At 68.5% G+C, this 23,227-nt stretch carries 22 protein-coding genes; 14 read left to right on the top strand and 8 right to left on the bottom strand.

The window, feature by feature from the left end:
- Positions 1-24: 24 nt before the first annotated feature.
- A complete protein-coding gene (locus tag ACFWUU_RS07145) occupies positions 25-924 on the top strand; it encodes an aminoglycoside phosphotransferase family protein (protein WP_380173452.1) in 900 nt (299 codons plus the stop codon).
- Positions 925-930: 6 nt separating this feature from the next.
- Here the strand turns inward: ACFWUU_RS07145 and ACFWUU_RS07140 are convergent, their stop codons facing one another.
- Positions 931-1,566: a TetR/AcrR family transcriptional regulator gene (locus tag ACFWUU_RS07140; RefSeq protein ID WP_380173450.1), complete on the bottom strand. Its 636-nt coding sequence runs from the start codon at positions 1,564-1,566 to the stop codon at positions 931-933.
- 66 nt (positions 1,567-1,632) lie between these two features.
- Here ACFWUU_RS07140 and ACFWUU_RS07135 point away from each other — a divergent pair, with 66 nt between their 5' ends.
- Genes ACFWUU_RS07135 through ACFWUU_RS07125 form a run of 3 tightly spaced genes read left to right on the top strand, consistent with a single transcriptional unit; the run spans position 1,633 to position 4,724 of the window.
- Positions 1,633-3,087 carry a flavin-containing monooxygenase gene (locus tag ACFWUU_RS07135; RefSeq protein ID WP_380173447.1) on the top strand — a complete coding sequence of 485 codons (1,455 nt, stop codon included), beginning with the start codon at positions 1,633-1,635 and terminating at the stop codon, positions 3,085-3,087.
- Between the two features lie 54 nt (positions 3,088-3,141).
- On the top strand, positions 3,142-4,446 hold the full coding sequence (locus ACFWUU_RS07130) for a hypothetical protein (RefSeq protein ID WP_380173445.1): 1,305 nt from the start codon (positions 3,142-3,144) through the stop codon (positions 4,444-4,446).
- On the top strand, positions 4,443-4,724 hold the full coding sequence (locus ACFWUU_RS07125) for a hypothetical protein (RefSeq protein ID WP_380173443.1): 282 nt from the start codon (positions 4,443-4,445) through the stop codon (positions 4,722-4,724). Before ACFWUU_RS07130 ends, ACFWUU_RS07125 begins: the two co-directional genes overlap by 4 nt.
- A 54-nt stretch (positions 4,725-4,778) precedes the next feature.
- On the opposite strand, the gene ACFWUU_RS07120 is transcribed toward ACFWUU_RS07125, so the two are convergent.
- Positions 4,779-5,000 carry a hypothetical protein gene (locus tag ACFWUU_RS07120; protein WP_137253205.1) on the bottom strand — a complete coding sequence of 74 codons (222 nt, stop codon included), beginning with the start codon at positions 4,998-5,000 and terminating at the stop codon, positions 4,779-4,781.
- Positions 5,001-5,358: 358 nt separating this feature from the next.
- Positions 5,359-6,099, bottom strand: coding sequence for a MerR family transcriptional regulator (locus ACFWUU_RS07115; RefSeq protein WP_233714565.1), 741 nt, complete (start codon positions 6,097-6,099; stop codon positions 5,359-5,361).
- Between the two features lie 79 nt (positions 6,100-6,178).
- Here ACFWUU_RS07115 and ACFWUU_RS07110 point away from each other — a divergent pair, with 79 nt between their 5' ends.
- From ACFWUU_RS07110 to ACFWUU_RS07085, 6 genes are read left to right on the top strand one after another with little or no spacing between them, the layout of a single operon-like run.
- A complete protein-coding gene (locus tag ACFWUU_RS07110; RefSeq protein WP_380173441.1) occupies positions 6,179-8,002 on the top strand; it encodes a hypothetical protein in 1,824 nt (607 codons plus the stop codon).
- A complete protein-coding gene (locus tag ACFWUU_RS07105) occupies positions 7,999-9,186 on the top strand; it encodes an alpha/beta fold hydrolase (RefSeq protein WP_380173439.1) in 1,188 nt (395 codons plus the stop codon). The genes ACFWUU_RS07110 and ACFWUU_RS07105 overlap by 4 nt, the downstream gene beginning before the upstream one ends.
- A gap of 46 nt (positions 9,187-9,232) precedes the next feature.
- The gene (locus ACFWUU_RS07100; protein ID WP_380173437.1) at positions 9,233-10,381 is read left to right on the top strand and encodes a CaiB/BaiF CoA transferase family protein; all 1,149 of its coding nucleotides are present in this window, start codon (positions 9,233-9,235) and stop codon (positions 10,379-10,381) included.
- A gap of 60 nt (positions 10,382-10,441) precedes the next feature.
- The gene (locus ACFWUU_RS07095) at positions 10,442-11,869 is read left to right on the top strand and encodes an NAD-dependent malic enzyme (RefSeq protein ID WP_380173435.1); all 1,428 of its coding nucleotides are present in this window, start codon (positions 10,442-10,444) and stop codon (positions 11,867-11,869) included.
- Positions 11,866-12,243, top strand: a complete 378-nt coding sequence (locus ACFWUU_RS07090) for a VanZ family protein (RefSeq protein ID WP_380173434.1) — start codon at positions 11,866-11,868, stop codon at positions 12,241-12,243. The genes ACFWUU_RS07095 and ACFWUU_RS07090 overlap by 4 nt, the downstream gene beginning before the upstream one ends.
- Before the next feature lie 7 nt (positions 12,244-12,250).
- Entirely contained in the window at positions 12,251-12,808 is a 558-nt protein-coding gene (locus ACFWUU_RS07085) for a YqgE/AlgH family protein (RefSeq protein ID WP_380173432.1), read from the top strand.
- 6 nt (positions 12,809-12,814) lie between these two features.
- Here the strand turns inward: ACFWUU_RS07085 and ACFWUU_RS07080 are convergent, their stop codons facing one another.
- Complete coding sequence (locus ACFWUU_RS07080) at positions 12,815-13,078, bottom strand: DUF3039 domain-containing protein (protein WP_380173431.1); 264 nt, start codon at positions 13,076-13,078, stop codon at positions 12,815-12,817.
- Positions 13,079-13,226: 148 nt separating this feature from the next.
- Between ACFWUU_RS07080 and ACFWUU_RS07075 the strand changes: the two genes are divergently transcribed.
- Positions 13,227-15,017 (top strand): DEAD/DEAH box helicase, encoded by a 1,791-nt coding sequence (locus ACFWUU_RS07075; protein WP_380173429.1) that lies wholly within the window; start codon positions 13,227-13,229, stop codon positions 15,015-15,017.
- A 166-nt stretch (positions 15,018-15,183) separates the two neighbouring features.
- Positions 15,184-18,516 carry a CARDB domain-containing protein gene (locus ACFWUU_RS07070; protein ID WP_380173427.1) on the top strand — a complete coding sequence of 1,111 codons (3,333 nt, stop codon included), beginning with the start codon at positions 15,184-15,186 and terminating at the stop codon, positions 18,514-18,516.
- 78 nt (positions 18,517-18,594) lie between these two features.
- Here the strand turns inward: ACFWUU_RS07070 and ACFWUU_RS07065 are convergent, their stop codons facing one another.
- Positions 18,595-19,341 carry a family 16 glycosylhydrolase gene (locus ACFWUU_RS07065; protein ID WP_380173425.1) on the bottom strand — a complete coding sequence of 249 codons (747 nt, stop codon included), beginning with the start codon at positions 19,339-19,341 and terminating at the stop codon, positions 18,595-18,597.
- A gap of 47 nt (positions 19,342-19,388) precedes the next feature.
- A complete protein-coding gene (locus ACFWUU_RS07060) occupies positions 19,389-20,231 on the bottom strand; it encodes a helix-turn-helix transcriptional regulator (RefSeq protein ID WP_380173423.1) in 843 nt (280 codons plus the stop codon).
- A gap of 101 nt (positions 20,232-20,332) precedes the next feature.
- On the opposite strand from ACFWUU_RS07060, the gene ACFWUU_RS07055 reads away from it, so the two are divergent.
- A complete protein-coding gene (locus ACFWUU_RS07055) occupies positions 20,333-21,055 on the top strand; it encodes an SDR family oxidoreductase (protein WP_380173421.1) in 723 nt (240 codons plus the stop codon).
- 67 nt (positions 21,056-21,122) lie between these two features.
- On the opposite strand, the gene ACFWUU_RS07050 is transcribed toward ACFWUU_RS07055, so the two are convergent.
- Together ACFWUU_RS07050 and ACFWUU_RS07045 are read right to left on the bottom strand one after the other, a co-directional pair.
- Positions 21,123-21,671, bottom strand: coding sequence for an NUDIX hydrolase family protein (locus tag ACFWUU_RS07050; protein ID WP_134104901.1), 549 nt, complete (start codon positions 21,669-21,671; stop codon positions 21,123-21,125).
- Positions 21,672-21,685: 14 nt separating this feature from the next.
- Positions 21,686-22,360 carry an AraC family transcriptional regulator gene (locus ACFWUU_RS07045; RefSeq protein ID WP_170989608.1) on the bottom strand — a complete coding sequence of 225 codons (675 nt, stop codon included), beginning with the start codon at positions 22,358-22,360 and terminating at the stop codon, positions 21,686-21,688.
- Between the two features lie 87 nt (positions 22,361-22,447).
- On the opposite strand from ACFWUU_RS07045, the gene ACFWUU_RS07040 reads away from it, so the two are divergent.
- The gene (locus tag ACFWUU_RS07040; protein WP_380173419.1) at positions 22,448-23,209 is read left to right on the top strand and encodes a phytanoyl-CoA dioxygenase family protein; all 762 of its coding nucleotides are present in this window, start codon (positions 22,448-22,450) and stop codon (positions 23,207-23,209) included.
- Positions 23,210-23,227: the final 18 nt, after the last annotated feature.

Genomic DNA, 23,227 nt, shown 5'->3' with positions numbered 1-23,227 from the left:
CCGTGGGGTGTGAGGGTCCGGGGCGTGGACCGGGTTGCGAAGTTGCATGACGACGAGGTCGAGATCGACGCCTCGCTGGTGGAGCGGCTTGTTGCTGAGCAGTTTCCGCGGTGGGCGGGTCTGTCGGCGCGGGTTGTCGAAGGGTCGGGGACGGACAACGTGACGTTCCGGCTCGGGGACGAGCTCGCCGTACGGCTGCCGCGGACCGCGTCGACCAGTGGGCAGGTGGAGCAGGATCGGGCCTGGATGCCGCGGCTGGCGCCGTACCTGCCGGTTCCGATCCCGGAGCCGCTGGAGCTCGGGCGGCCGGGGCAGGGATATCCCTTCAGCTGGGGCGTTTACCGCTGGTTGCCGGGTGAGCCGTTCGACGCTGCGTCAGGCGATGCGGTGGCCGTCGCGCGGCAGTTGGCCGAGTTCGTGCGGTGCCTGCGAGAGGTCGACACCACTGGTGCGCCGGTGCCGTCGGGTGACCCGTTCGAGCGCGGTACGCCGTTGGCGCCGCGGGACGGGATGTTCCGCGAGGCGCTCGACGAGATCCGCGAGTACTTCGACGCCACGCGCGTCCTCGCGTCGTGGGAGGAATCGCTGGCCGCCGACACGTTCGAGGGCCCGGCGCGCTGGGTCCACGGCGACCTGATGTCCGGCAACGTGATGGTTGCCGACGGCAAGCTATCGGCAGTCATCGATTTCGCTACGGCGCGCGCCGCGGACCCGGCCGCCGACGTGATGCCCGCCTGGTGGATCTTCGAAGGCGAGTCCCGGAAGGCCTACAGACAAGCGCTCGCGGTCGACGACAACACTTGGCTCCGAGCCCGCGGCTGGGCACTCTCGCTCTGCATCATCGCCATCCCGTACTACCGCGACCGCAACCCCGACACGCTCCCCGACGGCCAGGCATACGTCGCGGACCTCCTCGCCGACTGATACGTATCAGGTGGATTTGAGGGTGTGCAGGCCCTGCCAGAGGAGGTCCTGGAGGGTTCGGGCGACCTTCTCGGGGGTTGGTGGGGTGGTGGAGCGGGTGCGCCAGATCGCTAGTCGTTCGGTGGCGCCGGAGATGCTTTGGGCAACTATCTGGACTTCGTCCTCGTCTACGGGGCGGCCGGCGGGGAGGTTCATCCGGACCATCGTGGCGATCAGTTCGATGAAGGCCGCGCGTACTTCGTCTGTCGCTTCCGCGGCCGGGCCGGCGCTGAGCATGCCCTCGTCGACGAGGACCGACCAAGCCTGCGGGTGGTCGTCGAGGAACTGGAACCACGCGACGAAACCGGCGTACAGCGCGTCCTCGGCGTCCGGCGCTTCCATCACGGCGTCGGACACCGTGTCCAGCAGTTGACCGCGGAGCCGGGCCAGGCAGGCGAGGAACAGGCCGTCCTTCGAGCCGTAGTACTGGTAGATCAGCGGCTTCGAGACGCCGACCTGTGCGGCGACGTCGTCCATCGACGTGCCCTGGTATCCGCGCTCGCCGAAGATCCGCTCGGCCGCCTCGAGAATCTCTCGTTCTCTCGCGGCTCGGTCGCGTCGACGCTTCGGCGCGGCGGAGGTCGCGGCAGTGGGCGAGGTCACTTGCGGAGTCTAACTGACTCCGAGTAACTTACTGGGAGTAAGTTCCAGCCGAGCGGGAGGCCAGGGATGACTGAGCAGCATCGGATCGTGGTGATCGGCACCGGGTTCGCCGGGATCGGAATGGCTGTCCGGCTGAAGCAGGCCGGGTACGACGACTTCGTCGTACTGGAGCGTGCCGATGACGTCGGCGGCACCTGGCGCGACAACACGTACCCGGGCTGCCGTTGTGATGTCCCGTCACACCTGTACTCGTTCTCGTTCGCACCGAACCCGAACTGGTCGTCGACGTTCTCCCCGCAGCCCGAGATCGAGGACTACCTGCGCAAGGTCACCGACGCGTTCGGCGTCCGGCCGCACATCCGCTTCGGCCACGCGGTCGAGTCGGCGCGCTGGGAGGACGGGCACTGGCGGATCGCGACCAGTGAGGGTGAGTTCACGGCGGACATCGTGCTGTCCGGCATGGGCCCGCTCGCCGAGCCGTCGTACCCGAAGCTGCCGGGGATCGAGGACTTCGAAGGTGAGGTCTTCCACTCGGCGCGGTGGAACCACGACCTGAACCTCAGCGGTCGCAAGGTTGCTGTCATCGGGACGGGGGCGTCGGCGATCCAGTTCGTGCCGGCGATCCAGCCCGAGGTCGAGGAGCTGCACCTGTTCCAGCGGACGCCGCCGTGGGTGATGCCGCGGCCGGATCGCAAGATCACCGCGGCCGAGAAAATGGTATACCGGCGGTTTCCCCTTGTGCAGAAGGCGGTTCGGGCCGGGATCTACTGGGGTCGCGAGTCGATGGTGCTCGGGTTCGCCAAGCTGCCGGCGATTATGAAGCAGGCGCAGAAGGTCGCCGAGAAGCACCTCGCGCACCAGGTCCGCGACCCGCTCCTACGTGCCAAGCTGACGCCGGACTTCACCCTCGGCTGCAAGCGTGTGCTGATCTCCGACGACTACTACCCGGCGGTCGCGCAGCCGAATGTCGAGGTGGTGACCGACGGGATCGCCGAGGTCACCCCGACCGGCATCGTCACGGACGACGGCGTGAAGCACGAGGTCGACACGATCATCTACGGCACCGGCTTCAAGGTGACCGACCTGCCGGTGATGGACATGGTGCACGGCCGCGAAGGAGTCTCGTTGCGCGAGGCCTGGACCAACGGCATGGAGGCCCACCTCGGTACGGCGATCGCCGGCTTCCCGAACTTCTTCATGCTGATCGGCCCGAACACCGGCCTCGGCCACAGCTCGATGGTCTTCATGATCGAGTCCCAGATCGCGTACATCATCGACGCGCTCAAGACGATGGATGCGCAGGGCCTGCGGGAGGTCGAGGTACGGCGGGAGGTCCAGCGCGCGTTCGTTGACGGGGTCCGCGCCTCGATGCGGAACACGATCTGGACCCGCGGCGGCTGCACCAGCTGGTACCTGGACTCGGAGGGGCGCAACACCACGCTCTGGCCGTCGTTCACGTTCCGGTTCCGTCGGCTGACCAGGCGCTTCGACCCCGACGAGTATCAGACTCTCGCTATGTGACATTGAGCGTGTTACATTCGATCGGTCGGATAGTCCGGGTGATCGGAGTGCGCGGTGCTGCCACTGCATGGGATCGGCGGTCGAGGCGACCTGCCGGTGCCGATGTGGCTGGCGATCTACTCCGCCGGCGCCGCAGTCGCGGTCTCGTTCTTCGCGCTCGCGGCGTTCTGGTCGCGTCCGCGGTTCGAGCGGATCGCCGGCCGACCGCTGCGCGTGCTGACCTCGGTCGTCGACAGTCGCGTGACCCGAGTCTTGTTGAAGCTCGCGGGTGTCGCGGCGCTCGCACTGCTGCTCGGCGCCGCCTGGTTAGGCGATACCGAGCCGTCGCTGAACCCGGCGCCGACCTGGCTGTACGTGTGGATCTGGGTCGGCATCATCCCGCTCTCACTGCTCTGCGGCCCGATCTGGCGGCTCGCGAATCCGTTGCGCACGATCGCCGGCCTGGTACGGCGTACGTCGTACCGGCAACTGTCCGACCGGATCGCGTACTGGCCGGCCGTGGCGGGACTGGGCGGGTTCCTCTGGCTCGAGTTGGTATACCAAAACGGATCCGAGCCGCGGGTGGTGGCGGTTGCCGTCAGCATCTACGCATTCGTGAATGTTGCCTTGGGCATCGTCTATGGTCCGGCCTGGTTCGCGATCGGGGACAGCTTCGAGGTGTACGCCGAGGTGCTCGCGCGTCTCAGCCCGATCGGACGGGGCGCTGACGGCGAGCTGGTCTTGCGAAACCCGCTGGCCGGCCTGGCGACGATGCCGCAGCGGCCAGGACTCGTTGGTCTGTTGTGTTTGCTGCTCGGGTCGACGGCCTTCGACGGCATCTCCCGCTGGTCGGTGTGGGCGTCGTGGGCTGGTGAGCTGAGTCGTTCGCAACACCTCGTGGTCTACACGCTCGGGTTGCTCGTCGCGGTCGCTGTCGTCACTGGGCTGTTCCTGTTGGCTGCGCGGACGACCGGAGCGGCGCAGATCCGGCCCGGTGGGATCGGGGTTGCCGGGCTGCCCGGTGCGTTCGTGCACTCGCTGGTGCCGATCGCGGTCGGGTATGCCGTGGCGCATTACTTCTCGTTCGCGATGTTCCAGGGGCAGGAGGGCTGGTTGCTCGCGACCGATCCGTTCGCGCGGGGATGGGATCTGCTCGGGACGAGCGGGATGCGGATCGATTACGCGTTCCTCGGCACCGGGGTCATCGCGGGGGTCCAGATCGGTGCGATCGTGCTCGGACACGTACTCGGGGTCGTGTCCGCGCACGATCGCGCTGCTGACCTGTTCCGGCGCCGGCAGCTACGGCGTGCGCAGTACCCGATGCTGGCCGCGATGGTTGCGTTCACCGCCGGCGGGATCGCGCTGGTGACGGCGTCATGATCGCGCTGCACATGGGTGGTATACCGGAGACCGCGATGGTCCTCGGTCCGATCCTGTTGATCGTCGCGTTCATCCGGATTGCTCGCCGCAACGAGGCGAACCTGCCTGACGAGGACGACTGGGACGCGGACCTCGGCGACCTCCCCGCCCAGCGGCCGGAGTCGGACGAGCGGGCGGACCCGGACGAGCGGGCGGACCCGGACGAGCGGGCGGACCCGGACCGAGGCCGCGACGTGGACCGGCGGCGCGGACCGGTCGATCACACCTGGACAAAGTGAGGCCCGGAGAACCCCCTGCGGTTCGCCGGGCCTCGCCCCCTTGCTCCCCGTGGCTTATGCGGCCAGAGCCGGTTCGTAGTACCCGCTGAGGCGGGTGGGTGTCGCGAGCGTGACGAGCTTGGCGAGCTCGGAGCAGCCGGCCGCGAGGGCGTCCTCGAGGGTGGGCCACTGGTCGACGCACCAGTACGGGTCGTCGGGCTGACGGTCGAGGTCGTCGTCGATGTCGGCGCACCAGCCGCCGGAGCGGATGTGGTGGACGTGCAGTCGAAGCTTCATGGCGGTTCAGCTCTCGGGTTCAGCTCTGGTTCAGCTCTGGGGTCAGAAGGGCAGTGGACGGCCGGACGGGGTCCGGAGGTCGAGGGTCTGGTTCTGGGTCTGGCGGCGGGTCGTCGTGGTGCGTGGTCGCCGACGGATCTGGATCTGGCGCATCGCCGTCCTCCTGCCTGGTCTGTTCTGGTAGCTATACGGTCGCGCGTGAGTGCTGGTTCACGCATGCGGAGGATTACCTATCTGTCTCCCGAGGAATCCCTGATGCGGGCCAGGGGAGGAGGTAGGGGATCGGCTGACCGCCGGATAGTGCTACCTAGGGGCAACGACCCGCCTCGCTTCGCTCGGCGGGGGAGAAAGAGATGGGTCAGCCGGTGGAGGGGAGGGTGTTCGGGTTGACGCCGAGTTCCTCGTAGGCGACCTGTTCGATCTCGCGGGCCATGGCCTCGCGGAACGCTGCGACCAGCGCCTGGCCGGCCAGCGGGATGATTCCTTCGAGCGTTCGCTGGATCTCGGGCCAGCCGTCGGCGGGCATGCCGGCGTTGGTGAAGTCGCGCCAGACGGTCGAGCGGAACAGTTCGACGTACGTCTTGGCGACCGCGTCGGCCTGGGCGAACAGTTTGGGCAGCATCTCGAAGATCGCTTCCATCGGGACACCGAGCTTGATCACCTCGAGGCCGGTGCGGAGCAGGTCCGAGTTCGGGATCCGGAGCCGGCCGTCCTCCAGCCGCTCCGCGATGCCCAGCTCGACCAGCCGCTCGATCACCGCCGGGTCGTACGGCACGCCGGCCCGATCGGCCAGCTGCTCGCCGTCGAGAACCTCAGGCTCCGACGGTGTCCACGGGTTGACGAGGGTCTCGAAGACCCCGAGCGCGAGCGCGCCGTCGGGGAGCTCGCCCAGCATCCGCTCGACCGCGGCGAGTGTGTAGCCCTTGTCGAGCAGCTCCCGGACCAGGGTCAACCGGGCCACGTGATCGTTGCCGTAGTAGCCGGTCCGGCCGACCAGCCGCGGCGGCGGGATCAGCCCGCGCCCGGCGTATGCACGCACGTTGCGGACCGTCATCCCGACCTTGGCGGCCAGTTGGTCGACAGTGAGCTCCTCTTCCACCCTTGACAGTCTTGCAGACTCCACGTTACATAGTAGATGTAACATCAAGCATGGCGCATGTCTGATGTAAGGAGCTTCGATGGCGATCCCGCTGGCGACCACCGGTACGGCGAGCTTCGACCAGATCGCGATCGTCACCGGCGTGGTGGGTTTGGTATACCTCGCACTCGCCGTGCTGCTGTGGCGGGAACGCACCGGACGCGTCACGCTGGTAGGTAGGTTTGCGGACACCATCGGGAGGCTGGACGGAGTCCCCCGATGGGCCGCACTGACGCCGTACCTGCACGCTGTCTCGTTGCTCGCCTGCGCGTTCGGGGTGTGGTGGGACATCGCGATCCACATCGACCGCGGCCGCGACACCGGCCCGTTCGGTACGGCGGCGCACTACCCGATCTTCTTCGGCATCCTCGGCGTGATCATCTCGGGCGTGTTGCCGATCGCACTCGCGGGCAAGCCGCTGCCGGCCCGCACGATCAAGCTGACCAAGGGGTGGCGGATTCCTTGTAGCGCCGCGCTTGTCACCGTCTGCGGGACGTTCGCGCTGGTCGGGTTCCCGCTCGACGACGTGTGGCACCGGCTGTTCGGTGAGGACGTCACGCTCTGGGGGCTGACCCACCTGCTGATGATCGGCGGGGTGGTCTTCTCGATCTTCGCCCGGTTGCTCGCGATCGCTGAGGTCGAGCAGTTGGTCGTGCCGAACAAGCGACGGCTGTTCCAGGAGATCGTGTCGGTCGGTGCGCTGCTGATCGCGTGGGACCTGTTCAGCACGGAGTTCAACTACGGCGTACCGCAGTTTCCCCTTGTTTTGCAGCCGATTCTGATCGTGTTCGGCGCCGCGCTCGGGTTCACGATCCTGCGGGCGCGACGCGGTCCGGGTACGGCGTTCGCCGCGCTGGCGGTCTACCTGATCATCCGCGGCGGGATCGCGTGGGCGGTGGCGGAGCCGCTGGGGCAGATCGTCGGGCACTTCCCGCTGCTGATCGTCGAGGCGGTTCTGGTCGAGCTGGTGGCGTTTGCCTTGGGCAACAAGAACCGCTTCCGGCTCGGTGCGGTCGCGGGTGCGCTGATCGGGACCGTCGGCGTGGTCGCGGAGTACGCCTGGAGTCGTGTCTGGATGCCGATCGCCTGGCCGTCGTCGATGTTGCCGTCCGCGCTCGGGTACGGCGTGATCGTCGGAATCGGAGCCGGTCTGGTCGGAGCGTGGCTCGCGACGCGGTACGCCGAGGTCGCCGGCGAGGAACGGGCCGTCGGGATCAAGCACATCCGGCCGGTCGCGGTCCGCCGTACGCATCAGCTCGGTGCGGTCGGGCTGGTCGCGGTCGTGGCGACGGTGTTCTTCTGCGTGCCGCGGTCGGCGGACCCGGGTGTGTCGGGTGTGGTGACGTTGGATCGGGTGGCCACCGGGGCCGAGCCGACGGCGTACGTCACGATCACGATGTCGCCCGGGGATGCGGTCGACGGAGCGCGGTGGTTCGAGGCGCTGGCCTGGCAGGGCGGCGGTTTGGTATACCAGCCGATGGAGAAGGTTGCCGACGGCACGTATCGGTCGGCCGGCGCGGTGCCGATGTACGGGAAGTGGAAGTCGATGATCCGGCTGCACCAGGGGCAGCGGGACATGGTGGCGGCCTGGGTGTACGCGCCGGAGGATGCGGCGATCGAGAAGCCCGCGGTGCAGGTGTCGAACGGGCAGACGGTCGAGTTCGTGAACGAGCAGCAGATCCTGCGGCGCGAGGAGAAGACCGACGTGCCACGATGGATGTGGAACGCCGGTTATGCACTGCTCGCCGTGGTCGGACTGCTCGAGATCATCGGGATCGCCTGGCTGGTCGGGCGTGGTGCGCGCGGCGGGCGGGCGCGTGCGGCTCATCTGGCCGCCGGCGAACGGGAACGGGAGATTGCGTGACGATCCAGTTGGAGCGGTCCGGGGTCACTGCTCGCGACGGAGTACGGCTGAACGTCGAGGTCACCGGGCCGGCTGACGCGCCGGTGACGGTGTTGCTCGTGCACGGGTGGACGTGTTCGACGCGGTCGTGGCACAACCAGGTGGAGAAACTGCCGGAGGTGCTCGGGCCGGATGCAGTGCGCGTCGTCACCTACGACCATCGTGGGCACGGCCGGTCGGCCGCTGCGCCTGCCGGGTCGATGCGGCTTGATCAGCTTGCCGATGACATGGTCACGGTTCTGGATGAGGTCGTCGGTGACGGGCCGGTGGTGTATGCCGGGCACTCGATGGGCGGCATGACGTTGATGGCGGCCGCGGAGCTGTATCCGGAATTGTTCGGCGCACGCATCCGTGCGGCGGCGCTGGTCAGCACCACCTCAGGCCACCTCACCGAGGGCGCCCTCGGCATCCCACCCCGCTTCGACCCAGCAGCTGCCCGAATCGCTCCCCGAGTGCTGAACGCAGTCGGCGCGAGAGCGGAGAAACGAGCGGCCCGCAGAGCCGCCGCCGCAGCAGCCGCTGCGGGCGCCGCCGCCGCGGCAAAGGACGGCGGAGGAGCTGACGGCGCGGGAGCGGGCGTGCTCGGCGTCGGTCCGGTCGGTGGCGGCGTGCTCGCCGATGGTTCGGCGGGCGTGCACCCCGCCGACGAGGCGGCAAGGCCGCGGGGCGGCGACGGCGGTGACGGCGGTGACGGCGGTGACGGCGGCGACGGTGGGGCGCGGGGTGTGCAGCGGGGGGCGCGGTTGGTGGTGGCGGCGCGGCGGCGGGCGGTGGCGGTTGCGGCGAGCTTGCAGGCGCCGGCTTTGCGGCGGGTGGTGTTCGGGAAGCATGCGGATCCGGCGGAGATCGAGCTGTTCCTGCAGGACCTGGCGATCGTGCCCGGTCCGTCGTACCTGGGGTTCTTCGAGACGATGATGGAGCACGATCGCGGCGATGCGCTGAAGGCGCTCGACCAGGTGCCGGTGGAGATCATGCACGGCACCCGCGACCGTCTCCTCCCGCCGCGGCACGCCAACCGGATCGCCGCGCAGCTCCCGAGCGCGCGCCTGTGGATCTACCCCGGCGCCGGCCACATGCTCATGCAGGAACGCCCCCGCGACGTCACCCACCGCCTCGCATCCCTTGCCCGCAAGGTGTCCGCCTGAGAGTCGCGTCACGGCCCGCTGCGGTGTCCTCGCCTACGCTCGACCCGTGAACCTTCTGTCCGACGTCGTGGTCGTGGACCTCACCCGTGCGCTCGCGGGTCCGCACGCGGCGATGATGCTCGGCGACCTCGGCGCCCGGGTGATCAAGGTGGAGACCCCGAACGGCGGCGACGACAGCCGCGGCTGGGGACCACCGTTCGTCGAGGGCGAGTCGACGTACTACCTGTCCGCGAACCGGAACAAGGAATCGGTGACCGCCGACCTCAAGTCGGCCGAGGGCAAGGAGTTCCTGACCAGGCTGGTCCGCAAGGCCGACGTCCTGATCGAGAACTTCCGCCCTGGCGTGCTCGACCGGCTCGGCTTCTCCACAGAGCAACTGCACGAGCTCAACCCCGGCCTCGTCATCCTCTCGATCACCGGCTTCGGGCACGACGGACCGGACGGCGGGCGTGCCGGGTACGACCAGATCGCGCAGGGCGAAGGCGGTCTGATGAGCATCACCGGCGCGGTCGAGCCGACCAAGGTCGGCGCCCCGATCGCGGACCTGCTGGCCGGCATGTACGGCGCTTACGGTGCGCTGGCCGCCTTGCACGAGCGATCGATCACCGGCAAGGGTCGCGTCGTGCGGACGAGCCTGCTCGCGTCGGTGATCGGCGTCCACGCCTTCCACGGCACGAAGTGGACGGTCGCGCATCAGCTGCCGGAACGGGTCGGCAATCACCACGCGCAGATCGCGCCGTACGGGATGTATCGCACCGCCGACACCAGCATCCAGGTTGCGGTGGGTAGCGAGGGGCAGTGGCGGACGTTCGCGCCGATCGTCGGCCTCGACCCGGAGGACGTGCGGTTCGCGGTCAACTCGCAGCGGGTTGCCCATCGTGACGAGCTGACCGCCGCGATCGAGGCAGCGTTCGCCGTCGAGCCGGCCGATGTGTGGCTGGAACGCCTTGCGGAGAAGGGGATTCCGGCCGGGAAGGTTCGCGACTTCCAGCAGGTGTACGAGTGGGAGCAGACGCTGTCCCAGGGCCTGCTGATCGATGTCGAGCACCCGACCCTGGGCACGATCCAGCTCCCCGGCCCGCCGCTGCGCTTCGACGACAACCCGTACGCCGGTGCCCGCGAGACCAACCTGCCGCCGCCGCGGCTGGGCGAGCACGACGAGTCGGTCAGGGCCTGGCTGGACGAGGACGCCTGAGCCGGGAACTTTACGTACGTAACCTCCGGGCCTTACCAGTGGCGTGAGAGGATCACCCGCGTGACTGCCTTGCCGAGTGTTTCGTACTCCATCACCGTTCGCCTCGAGGTGCCCGCGGGTGGCTCGACGGTGAGCAAGCTGACGACCGCGGTCGAGCAGGCCGGCGGTCTGGTCACCGCGCTCGACGTGACCGCGTCCGGCCACGAGCGGCTGCGGATCGACGTCACCTGCGCCGCGGCCGACACCGAGCACGCCGGCCGGCTGGTCGAGGCGATGCGGGCCGTGCCGGGTGTCGAGATCGGCCGGGTCTCGGACCGGACGTTCCTGATGCACCTCGGCGGCAAGATCTCGATGGAGGCCAAGCACCCGATCCGCAACCGTGACGACCTGTCGATGATCTACACGCCGGGTGTCGCGCGGGTCTGCCTGGCGATCGCGGCCAACCCGGACGACGCGCGCCGGCTGACGATCAAGCGCAACAGCGTCGCGGTCGTCACCGACGGTTCCGCCGTACTCGGCCTCGGCAACATCGGCCCGAAGGCCGCACTGCCGGTGATGGAGGGCAAGGCCGCGCTGTTCAAGCGGTTCGCCGGGATCGACGCGTGGCCGCTGTGCCTGGACACCCAGGACCCGGACGCGATCGTCCAGATCGTGAAGGCGATCGCCCCCGGGTTCGCCGGGATCAACCTGGAGGACATCTCCGCGCCGCGCTGCTTCGAGATCGAGGCCCGGCTGCGTGAGGAGCTCGACATCCCGGTCTTCCACGACGACCAGCACGGTACGGCGGTCGTCGTACTGGCTGCGCTCTACAACGCGCTGCGCGTGGTCAGCAAGGACATCACGAACGTGCGAGTGGTGCTGTCCGGCGCCGGCGCAGCCGGTACGGCGATCCTCAAGCTGCTGCTCGCCGCGGGAGTGAAGGACGCCGTCGTCGCGGACGTCGACGGGATCATCCACACCGAGCGCGAGGGCCTGTCGCCGGAGCTGCGCTGGATCGCGGAGAACACCAACGCCGCGAAGTACAGCGGCAACCTGAAGGGGGCGCTGGCGGGCGCCGACGTGTTCATCGGCGTCTCCGCGCCGAACATCCTCGACGGCGCCGACATCGCCACGATGAACGACGACTCGATCGTGTTCGCGCTGGCGAATCCGGTGCCCGAGGTCGACCCGGGCGAGGCCGGCGAGCACGCGGCCGTGGTCGCGACCGGCCGTAGCGACTACCCGAACCAGATCAACAACGTGTTGGTGTTCCCGGGGGTGTTCCGCGGTCTGCTCGACGCGCAGTCCTCGAAGGTGTCGGTCGACATGGAGCTGGCCGCCGCGAAGGCGCTCGCCGGTGTCGTCACGGACGAGGAGCTGAACGCCACGTACATCGTGCCGAGCGTCTTCCATCCCGAGGTGCACACTCGCGTCGCACACGCTGTCCGCGACGCGGCCGGCGGCAAGGCGCCGGCGCACGAGAACTACCCGGACGACTCTCCGGCGTGACCGTGCAGGTAGCGGATGAGACGAAGACGGGACGGTCGGTCTGGCTGTGGCGGATCGGGTTCGTCGCGGCGGTGGCGTTGCAGCTGTACGGCGTCTACTCGCCGCGTGAGGCGGGTCCGCACGTCGGGATCCCGCAGATCGACAAGGTCGCGCACGCTTTCCTGTTCGCGGCCGTCGCATTCACCGGGCTGAAGGTCGGCGTACCGGCGCGATGGTTGCTGGGAGCACTGGCCGCGAACGCCATCGTCAGCGAGCTCGTGCAGCACTGGCTGCTGCCGCAGCGCGACGGGGACCCGTTGGACGCGCTCGCGGACCTCGCTGGTGTTGCGATCGGTGCCTGGATCGGGTTCAGAGCGAACCGTCGTACGCCATGATGGAGGTATGACGGTCTCGACCCTGACAGGTTCGCTGCTGGTGGCGACCCCGTTGCTCGACGAACCGCCCTTCCGCCGGTCGGTGATCCTGCTGCTGGACCACGACGACGACGGCGCACTGGGGGTGGTCGTGAACCGCGCCGCGGACCTCGCGGTGGACCGGGTGCTTCCGGACTGGTCGACGGCCGTGGACGAGCCCGGCGTGCTGTTCATGGGCGGGCCGGTCGGGACCGACAGCGCGCTCGCGGTCGCCGAGGTGGTCGAGGCCGCGGACCCGCCCGGCTGGCGCGAGTGCTTCGGCCGGATCGGGCTGGTCGACCTCGACGTACCGCCGGTGCTGCTCGAGGGCGCGATCAGCCGGATGCGGATCTTCGCCGGGTACGCCGGCTGGTCCAGCGGTCAGCTCGAGGGCGAGATCGCGGAGGGCGCCTGGTACGTCGTCGAGTCGGTGACCGAGGACGTGTTCGGCCACGACCCGGAGACGCTCTGGCGCCGGGTGCTGCGCCGCCAGAGCGACCAGATGGCCTACCTGGCGACGTACCCCGACGACCCCACGATGAACTAGCGGGCGCTACTCGCCGTCGCCGCCACCGTCATCCGGGTTCAGCGAGTCCCAGATCTCCTTGCACTCCGGGCAGACCGGGAAGCGCTCCGGGTCGCGGCTCGGCACCCACACCTTGCCGCACAGGGCCACCACCGGGGTGCCCATCACCATCGCCTCGGTCAGCTTGTCCTTCGGCACGTAGTGCGAGAACCGCTCGTGGTCCCCGCCCTCCAGCGGCTGTGTCCGCTCATCGACAACCGTCTCCGCGCCCGGGGTCAGCTGAGTACTCATACCCCTGAGTGTATGACGTCCCACCAGGCGATCCGGGAACTTTATCCACAGACTGCCCGTACCCCGACATGCCGTACGACGGTTGTCACATCCGTCAGGTAACGTTCCTGCACGGCCGACAGTCGACTATCGGGGGAGAACGCCGTCCGTGGATTCGCATCTGCCCGCCGCGCCAGCCGTGCTACCACCGGCGTATCCGGAGCGTGCGGCGTGGGGTACCGCGAGCAAGCTCCGTGCGTGGCAGTCCGAAGCGCTGAAGCTGTATCTCGACGCCAACCCGCGCGACTTCCTCGCGGTGGCGACGCCGGGCGCGGGAAAGACCACGTTCGCGCTGACCGTGGCCGCCGAGCTGCTGCAGCGGCGGGTGATCGAGCGGATCACCGTGGTCACGCCGACCGAGCACCTCAAGGTCCAGTGGGCCGAGGCCGCCGACCGGGCAGGGATCGCGATCGACCCGGCGTTCGCCGGGCGGCGCGGTAAGACCAACAAGGACTTCCAGGGCGTCGCGGTGACGTACGCCGGGGTGGCGGTCAACCCGCTCGCGTTCCGGGTCCGGACCGAGCGGTTCAAGACTCTGGTCATCCTGGACGAGGTGCACCATGGCGGTGACGCGCTCAGCTGGGGCGAGGGTGTTCGCGAGGCGTTCGAGCCCGCGGCCCGCCGGCTCTGCCTGACCGGTACGCCGTTCCGCAGCGACGACAACCCGATCCCGTTCGTCACGTACGAAACGGCGCACGACGGGGTCGCCCGCAGCAAGGCGGACTACACCTACGGGTACGGGCATGCCCTGCGCGATCACGTCGTACGTCCGGTGATCTTCATGTCGTACTCCGGTGAGATGCGCTGGCGGACCAAGGCCGGTGACGAGGTCGCGGCGCGACTCGGTGAGCCGCTGACCAAGGACCTGACCGCGCAGGCGCTGCGGACCGCGCTGGACCCGGCCGGCGAGTGGATGGGGGCGGTTCTCGGCGCCGCGGACAAGCGCCTGACCGAGGTGCGGCGGCACATGCCGGACGCCGGCGCGCTGGTGATCTCCGGCGATCAGAACACGGCCCGTGCGTACGCCAAGACCCTTCGCGAGCTGACCGGCGAGGCGCCGACCGTCGTGCTGTCCGACGAGAAGGCTGCGAGCAAGAAGATCCAGAAGTTCTCCGAAGGGGAATCGCGCTGGATGGTCGCGGTGCGGATGGTGTCCGAAGGTGTCGACGTGCCGAGGCTGGCGGTCGGCGTGTACGCGACGCCGACCTCGACACCGCTGTTCTTCGCGCAGGCGGTCGGACGGTTCGTCCGGGCGCGGAAGCGGGGCGAGACCGCGTCGGTGTTCGTTCCGTCGGTGACCCGGCTGCTCGGGTTCGCGGCCGAGATGGAGGTCGAGCGGGACCACGTCCTCGGCCGGAAGAACAGCAACGAGGACGGCGACATCTTCGCCCTCGAGGACGACCTGCTGAAGCAGGCGAACCAGACCGAGGGCGCCAGCGACGAGCTCGAGGGGAACTTCGAGGCGCTCGGGTCGGACGCGAGCTTCGACCGGGTGGTGTTCGACGGCGGCGACTACGGGACGGGCGGTGACCAGGCGTCGGACGAGGAGCTGGACTTCCTCGGGCTGCCCGGTCTGCTGGAGCCGGACCAGGTCCGCGAGCTGCTGCACAAGCGCCAGCAGAAGTCCCTGGCCGCGCAGAAGAAGTCGTCCCGGACGACAAGTGACCGCGAGGACCCGACGCCCACCGAGCTGGCCACCCACGAGCAGATCGCCCTCCTTCGCCGCGAGCTGAACGGCCTGGTCGCTGCCTGGCACCACCGCACCGGCCAGCCGCACGGCGTCATCCACAACGACCTGCGCCGCAAACTCGGCGGCCCCGCGGCCGCCCACGCCTCCTCCATCCAGTTGAAGGAGCGGATCGAGCTGATCCGCGACTGGGCCACCCAGCGTCGCGCCTGAGTTTCGCTAGCCGTCACCCCGTCCTGGATTCAGGGCGGGGTGATTTCTGTGGGTGGCGAAGTGTTGACCTGCTGCGACGGGTGCTGCAAGCTTCGCGGTACTGAGCTGCAAGAAATCATCAATCTCATGCAATTAGCTCACCTCCCACCGCCCCGACGGAGGACCCATGCATCGGAAGACCCTCCTACGGCTGCTGCTTGCCGCCGTACTCATCGCCACCGGCCTGCTGTCCGTCCCGACAGCCACCGCCGCGACCCTGACCAAGACCCTCTCTGCCAGCAGTTCGATCGGGGAGTACCCGAGCGGCAACGCCGGCGACGGCAACCAGAACACGTACTGGGAGAGCAACAACAACGCCTTCCCGCAATGGATCCAGGCGGACCTCGGCGCCACCAAGGACGTCAATCAGCTCACGCTCAAGCTCCCCGCTTCGTGGGGCCTGCGGAGCCAGACGCTGACGGTCCAGGGCAGCGCCAACGGCTCGTCGTTCAGCACGATCGTCAGCAGTACGGCGTACTCCTTCAGCGGGAGCAACGTCGTGACGATCAACTTCACCAACACCGCCGCGCGCTACGTCCGGCTCACCTTCACCGCGAACACGGGCTGGCCGGCTGCGCAACTGTCGGAGTTCGAGCTGGCCGGGCCTGGTGGCGGGCCGGTCGAACCTCCGACCGGCACCGACCTCGCCGCCGGCAAAGCGATCGAGGCGTCCAGCTCGGTCTTCAGCTTCGTCGCGTCGAATGCGAACGACGGCAACGCCGGCACGTACTGGGAGTCCAACGGCTTCCCATCGACGCTGACCGTGAAGCTCGGCGCGAACGCCGACCTCAGCTCGGTGGTCGTCAAGCTCAACCCCGACCCGGTCTGGGGTGCACGCACGCAGAGCATCCAGGTCCTCGGCCGTGAACAGTCAGCCACGACGTTCACCTCGGTCGTCGCGCGAGCCGACTACCAGTTCGACCCGTCCGCCAACCAGAACACGGTCACCATTCCGGTCACCGGCCGGTACGCCGACCTCCGCCTGCAGGTCTTCAGCAACACCGGCGCACCCGGCGGCCAGGTCGCCGAGCTCCAGGTCTTCGGTACGGCGGCGCCCAACCCCGACCTCGTCGTGACGAACGTCGCCTGGTCCCCGGCCAACCCGACCGAGACCACGCCGATCACCCTGTCCGCAACCGTCAAGAACGACGGCTCGGCAGCCGCCCCGGCGAGCACCCTGAACTTCCTCCTCAACGGCAGCACAGCCGGGACGGCGAACGTCGGCGCTCTCGCGGCCGGCGCATCCACCACCGTCACCGCCGACGCCGGGACGCGTGCCCAAGGCAACTACACCGTTGCCGCCGTCGCCGATCCCACCAACGCGATCGTCGAACAGAACGACACCAACAACACCCTGCAAGCGACCAGCCAACTGCAGGTCGCCCAAGCTCCCGGGCCGGATCTCCAGGTCACCGGCATCACCTCCAACCCGGCCAACCCGGCTCCCGGCGCAGCGGTCTCCTTCACCGTTGCCGTCAACAACCGTGGTACGTCGGCCTCAGCCGCGAGCGTCACCAAGCTGACCGTCAGCACCACCACCCTCACCGGCAACACTGCGTCGATCGCCGCCGGTGCCACCGCCAACGTCGCGATCAGCGGAACCTGGACGGCGACCAACGGCGGCGCGACCCTGACCGCAACCGCCGACTCGACCAACACCGTTGCCGAGACCAACGAAACCAACAACACCCTGACCAAGTCGATCGTCGTCGGCCGCGGTGCCGCCGTACCGTTCACGTCGTACGAGGCCGAGGCGGGTTCCTACACCGGCACGCTGCTGACGGCGGATGCGCTGCGGACCTTCGGGCACACGAACTTCGCCACCGAGTCGTCCGGCCGTCAGTCGGTGCGGCTGAACTCGAGCGGGCAGTACGTCGAATTCACCTCGACCGTTCCGACCAACTCGATCGTCGTCCGCAACTCGATCCCGGACTCGGCCGACGGGCAGGGGCTGCAGGCAACGATCAGCCTGTACGTCGACGGCACGTTCAAGCAGAAGCTGAACCTGTCGTCCCACAACAGCTGGCTCTACGGCAACACGGACCAGCCGGAAGGACTCACCAACACCCCGGGTGGCGATGCACGCCGTCTCTTCGACGAATCACATGCCTTGCTCGGTACGTCGTACCCGGCCGGCACGAAGTTCCGGCTGCAGCGCGACGCCGGCGACACGGCGTCGTACTACATCGTCGACCTCGTCGACCTCGAGCAGGTCGCGCCGCCGCTGACCCAGCCGTCCGGCTGCACGTCGATCACGCAGTACGGCGCGGTGCCGAACGACGGCGTCGACGACGCGGACGCGATCCAGCGGGCGGTGACCGACGACCAGAACGGCGTGATCAGCTGCGTCTGGATCCCGGAAGGTCAATGGCGGCAGGAGAAGAAGATCCTCACCGACGACCCGCTGAACCGCGGTCAGTACAACCAGGTCGGGATCAGCAATGCCACGATCCGCGGCGCCGGGATGTGGTACTCGCAGCTGTACTCGACCATCGAGCCGCAGAACGCCGGCGGTATCAACCACCCGCACGAAGGCAACTTCGGCTTCGACATCGACAAGAACGTGCAACTCTCGGATATCGCGATCTTCGGGTCCGGGCGGATCCGCGGCGGTGACGGGAACGCCGAGGGCGGCGTCGCGCTCAACGGCCGGTTCGGGACCGGTACGAAGATCAGCAACGTCTGGATCGAGCACTCGAACGTCGGGGTCTGGGTCGGACGCGACTACGACAACATCCCCGATCTGTGGGGCCCGGCAGACGGGCTCGAGTTCAGCGGCATGCGGATCCGCGACACGTACGCCGACGGGATCAACTTCACCAACGGCACCCGGAACTCGAAGGTGTTCAACTCGTCCTTCCGGACCACCGGCGACGACTCGCTGGCCGTCTGGGCGAACAAGTACGTGAAGGACCAGTCGGTCGACATCGGCCACGACAACTCGTTCACCAACAACACCGTGCAACTGCCGTGGCGGGCGAACGGCATCGCGATCTACGGAGGTTATGGCAACAACATCCAGAACAACCTGATCTACGACACGATGAACTACCCCGGCATCATGCTCGCGACCGACCACGACCCGCTGCCGTTCTCCGGTACGACGCTGATCGCGAACAACGCGCTCTACCGCTGCGGTGGCGTGTTCTGGAACGAGGCGCAGGAGTTCGGGGCGATCACACTGTTCCCGTCGAACCTGCCGATCCCCGGCGTCACGATCCGCGACACCGAGATCTACGACTCGACGTACGACGGGATCCAGTTCAAGACCGGCGGCGGCGAGATGCCGAACGTTGCGCTCAGCAACATCCGGATCGACAAGTCGAACAACGGCTCCGGCATCCTTGCGATGGGCGGCGCCCGCGGCAACGCGACGCTCTCCAACGTCACCATCACCAACTCCAGGGACGGCGACATCCTCAAGGAGCCCGGCTCGAGCTTCACCTTCACCGGGCAGTAGTCAGGCCACCGGGCAAACCCAGCCCCGCCCGGTGTCCCCGAGGCCCCGCACCCCGTCCGAGGTGCGGGGCCTCAGCTTCTACGGGCGGTAGACCCGGACGTAGTCGAGCTGCATCGACCCGGCGCTCACGGTCGGCGGGATCTTCCCGTACACGAACAGATCCAGAATCAGCGCGTCCCCGCTCCCGGAGTACGCGCCCTGCCGGCACACCTCTTTGCCGTCGACATACCAAACCGTATGGTCTGGTCCGACCTGCTCGGCGATCGTGTGCCAGTCGGTGGTGAGGTCGGTCGGCGACTCGTAGGTGCAGGCGCCGCCGGGGGACTGGTGATTGGTCAGGTACAGCGCCTCGTGGTTGTCGCTGTAGAACTCGTACGTGTCCTGCTCGTTCGACCCGTTGCCGTTCCACGTCCAGGTGGAGGGCCAGAAACCCTGGTCCGCCGGGAGTTTCAGCCGCGTCTCGATGTAGTCACCAGGCTGTACGGCGAACGACTGCGCCGGCTCGTGCCCGCACGCCTGCCCGGTCGTGATCAGCGCGCCGGACCACTCGTACCCAGCTGCCGGGTTGTTCTTCCGAGCCGTCATCGTGAGCTTCCCGTCGCTGACCGACAGCGCGTCCCAGGTATGCCATTCGAGCTGCTGGTTGCCCGTGTTGCCGAGGCATTGGTCGGCTTCCGCGTTCGAGTGGATCGCCCACTTGGCCCGGTCGATCGCCGTACCGTCGAACTCGTCGGCGAACACCAGCTTCCCCGGCGCGGCGTCGGCCGCGCGGATCGGTACGGCGAACAAGCCGAGCACCACCAAGGGAGTAAGTAACTTACGCATCAGCTAGACCTCTCCGTCGGAAACCAACGGATCAAACGGTCGCTTGATCAGGGTCGGGTTGTCAACTCCTGCATGCCGATCACATCCAGCAGCCGGATCGCCTGATCGGACTCGGATCCGGGCTCGGCCGTGTAGAGCACGACCCGCTGGTCGCGCTCGGGGACGACGAGCACCTCGCAGATCACGTCGATCCGGCCGACCTGCGGATGGAAGATCGTCTGGCACAGCGACTGCTGCCGCCCGACCTCGTGCCGGGCCCAGATCTCCGCGAACTCCGGGCTCCCGTCGAGCAGGTCGCGCACCAGCCGCGCGATCTCCGGATCGTCCGGGTACTTCGTCGTCGCTGTTCGCAGGTCGGCCGCCGCCTCCGCCGCGAACTCCCGCGTCGCTTCCTCCCCGAAGAGCTCGGTCTGCCGATCCCTCAGGAACCGCAGCCGCAGCAGGTTGCGTTCGCGGGTGGGCAGGGCCGAGAAGTCGGTGATCAGTGCCGCCGCGAGCGGGTTCCAGGCGAGGACGTCGTACTTCGCGTCGAGCACCAGACTGGGTACGTCGAGCCGGCCGAGCATCCGGAGTACGCCGGTGCGTACGTCGACGGGCGGCCCGGGCGGCGGTCCTGGTTGCTCGCCCGCGAGCCGGAAGAGGTGATCGCGCTCGTCGTCGGACAGCCGCAGTCCGCGGGCCAGTCCGGTCAGCACGGCCCGGGACGGACGCGGACCGCGGGCCTGCTCGAGGCGGGTGTAGTAGTCGGTCGACATGGTCGCCAGGCTCGCCACCTCCTCACGGCGCAGCCCCGGCGTACGGCGGCGCAGGCCGGCGGGCAGACCGACATCGCTGGGTTGCAGGCCTTGCCGCTTGATCCGCAAGAACTCTGCGAGCTGTCCCCGATCCATGGTCCCAGGATCCCAGCCGCGCAACTGCCGAACCAGGGACCGCCGATCCCAGGGTCGGCCCGCTCTGCCTCGGACGCGCGATCCGCCCGAACGTGGACGGCATGAACACGAACAAGATCGCGCTCGTCACGGGCGCCAACAAGGGCATCGGCAAGGAGATCGCGCGGCAGCTCGGGCAGGCCGGATTCACCGTGCTGGTCGGGTCACGGGACGTCGCGCGCGGCGAGGTCGCGGTGAAGGAGTTGGTTGCCGAGGGCCTCGATGCGGTCGGGATCCAGCTGGAGGTCACGGACGAGGCGTCGGTGCGAGCGTCGGCCGAGCGGGTCGGGGCGGCGTACGGGCGGCTGGATGTGTTGATCAACAACGCGGCGATCATCCCGGAGGGGGACGATGCGGTGTCGCGGATCGGGGACGGCGTACTGCGGGAGGCGATCGAGACGAATGTGCTCGGGTTGGTGCGGGTGACGCAGGCGTTCCTGCCGCTGCTGACCGCGGATGCTCGGATCGTGAACCTGTCCACGTCGCTGGCGTCGTTCGAGCAGGTCGGGGATCCGGAGTCGCGGATGTCGACGGTGCTGACGCTCGGCTACAACTCGTCGAAGGCGGCGGTGAACATGGTCACGGTCATGCTCGCCAACGAGCTCCGCGGCACGGGCATCCTGGTCAACGGCGCGGACCCGGGGAACTGCGCCACCGACATGGGTGGGTGGAGTGCGGCGCGTACGCCGGCGCAGGGCGCGGCGGTCGCCGTCGGGCTCGCGACGCTGGGTGCCGACGGGCCTACGGGGCAGGTGTATGCCGAAGAAGGCCGCCTCGCCTGGTAGCCCACGCCGCAGCCGGGCGCCGGCGAAGCGGATCGCCGCCGGCGCGCGGCTCGCGTCCGGCTGGGCGTCAGACGATGGCGCCGGACCAGGCGAGGGCCTGTTTGAGGAGTTGACCGCGGCCGCCCTCGAGGTCGTTCAGGAGGCTCGGGGCCAGGGCTTCCTCGGGGGTGAGCCAGGTGAGCTCGAGGGCGTCCTGGCGCGGGTTGCACTCGCCGGTCACCGGGACGACGTACACCAGGGCGACCGCGTGCTGGCGCGGGTCGTGCAGCGGCGTCACGCCGGGGAACGGGAAGTACTCCGCGACCGTGACCGGCACGAGCGTCGCGGGCAGGCGGGGGAACGCGGCCGGGCCGAGGTCCTTCTCGATGTTGCGCTGCAGCGCGTCGCGGATCGACTCGTTGTGCATGACCCGGCCGGAGACCAGCGTGCGGATGATCTCACCGGTCGCGGCCGAGGTCCGCAGCAGTACGCCGATGTGCTCGATCTGGCCCAGGGCGTCGACCCGAGCCGGGACGGCCTCGACGTACAGGATCGGGACCCGCGTACGGGTCTCGGCGAGCGCGAACTCGGACAGCCAGCCGGGATTCGGGTCAGGCGTTTGCAGCGACGACGTCATGAGCACATCTTTGCTTACGGTCTGAAAGCGGACCTGTACTGGGATGGACTCAGTCCGAATGTTGAGCGGAATCTTCTGGTCGCGTGGCTCGGGTCGTGCCAGCCGACCGTGGCGCCGATGGTCGCGACCGGTAGCTCGGTCTCGATCAGGAGGCCGGCGGCGCGCTCGGCGCGGATGCGGTTCAGGTAGGCCATCGGGGACATGCCGACGGACTTGCCGAAGAGCCGAATCAAGTACCCGGGCGCGAGGTTGACGCGCGCGCCCAACTGTTCGAGAGTCCAAGGTTCGGCCAGGTCAGCCTCCAGCAGCCGCATGGCGTGCTGCACCGCCGGATGCGCAGGCGCCTGCCTGCCGGCGCCTGGAACGAGCGCGCCGGACAGCAGTCCGAACACGTCCGGTCCCAGGTAGGCGTTCCGGACCACCAGCCCGGCGCATTCGACGTACCCGTGCCACTCGCCGGGCCGAAGTACGACCACCGAGTCCGGCCCCAACTCGACCTCCCCGGCGGCCGACACATGCACACCTCGCCCCGCGACTACGACCGCGATCTCGAAGAACGCGTGGCTGTGTACGGCGACGTCCGCGACCAGCTCGAGTCGCTCGCCCGCGACCGGCAGCCGCGGGTCCGGGAAGACCTCGCTGCTCAGCACGTTGTGCACGACCGCCTCCAGGAGGTCAAGATCAGTCAAGTCCTGGTCAACCACTGCCTGTCCACAGCAGCTGCGAACAGCGAGCCTGGAACCACCTTCCCATCAACGGAATCCAGGAGCGATCCGATGACCACGACCGAGCCTACGACACCGCTCACCCTCGACGAAGAGACGATTTCCGCCTATCGCCGCGACGGCGTGGTCCGGATCAAGAACATCATCGGCCGCGAGGAAGCAGCCCGGTTCGCGGAGGCCGCCGTCGCCGCGACCGAGAACGTCGACGACCTGTTCAAGGAGTCGAAGATCTTCAACCAGTACGTCAACGTCTGGCGTCAGAACGACGTACTGCGTGAGCTCACCCTCGACCCTCGACTCGCCGCGGCGGCGACCGCGTTGGCCGGCGTACCGTTGCGGATCTGGCACGACCAGGTGCTGATCAAGCCGCCGCACAACGGCGCCGCGACCGAGTTCCACCAGGACGCGCCGTACTGGCCGCATGCCGGCTCGCGCGCCTCGTTGTCGGCGTGGATCGCGCTGGTCGACGTACCGGTCGAGCGAGGGTGCATGACGTTCATCCCCGGCTCGCAGAACCACCAGAACCTGCGCAGTCAGGACCTGTCCGACCGCGACGACCTGTTCCGCGCCGCGCCCGACCTGCGCTGGGAGGAGCGGCTGACGATCCCGCTGCAGGCCGGCGACTGCACCTTCCACAACGCGTACCTCGCGCACTCGGCGACGCCGAACCTCACCGACGACCCGCGGATCGCGCACGTCAACATCTACTTCGACGCCGAGGCGACGTACACCGGTGTCGGCCACGTGGTCACCGACGGCCTCGGGCTGACCGTCGGCGCACCGCTGGAGCACGAGCTGTTCCCGACTGTTTAATCTTTCACGTGGTGACAT

It is taken from the genome of Kribbella sp. NPDC058693 (assembly GCF_042715335.1).
Lineage (GTDB): Bacteria > Actinomycetota > Actinomycetes > Propionibacteriales > Kribbellaceae > Kribbella > Kribbella jiaozuonensis.
This window is presented reverse-complemented; position numbering and strand designations above follow the sequence as displayed.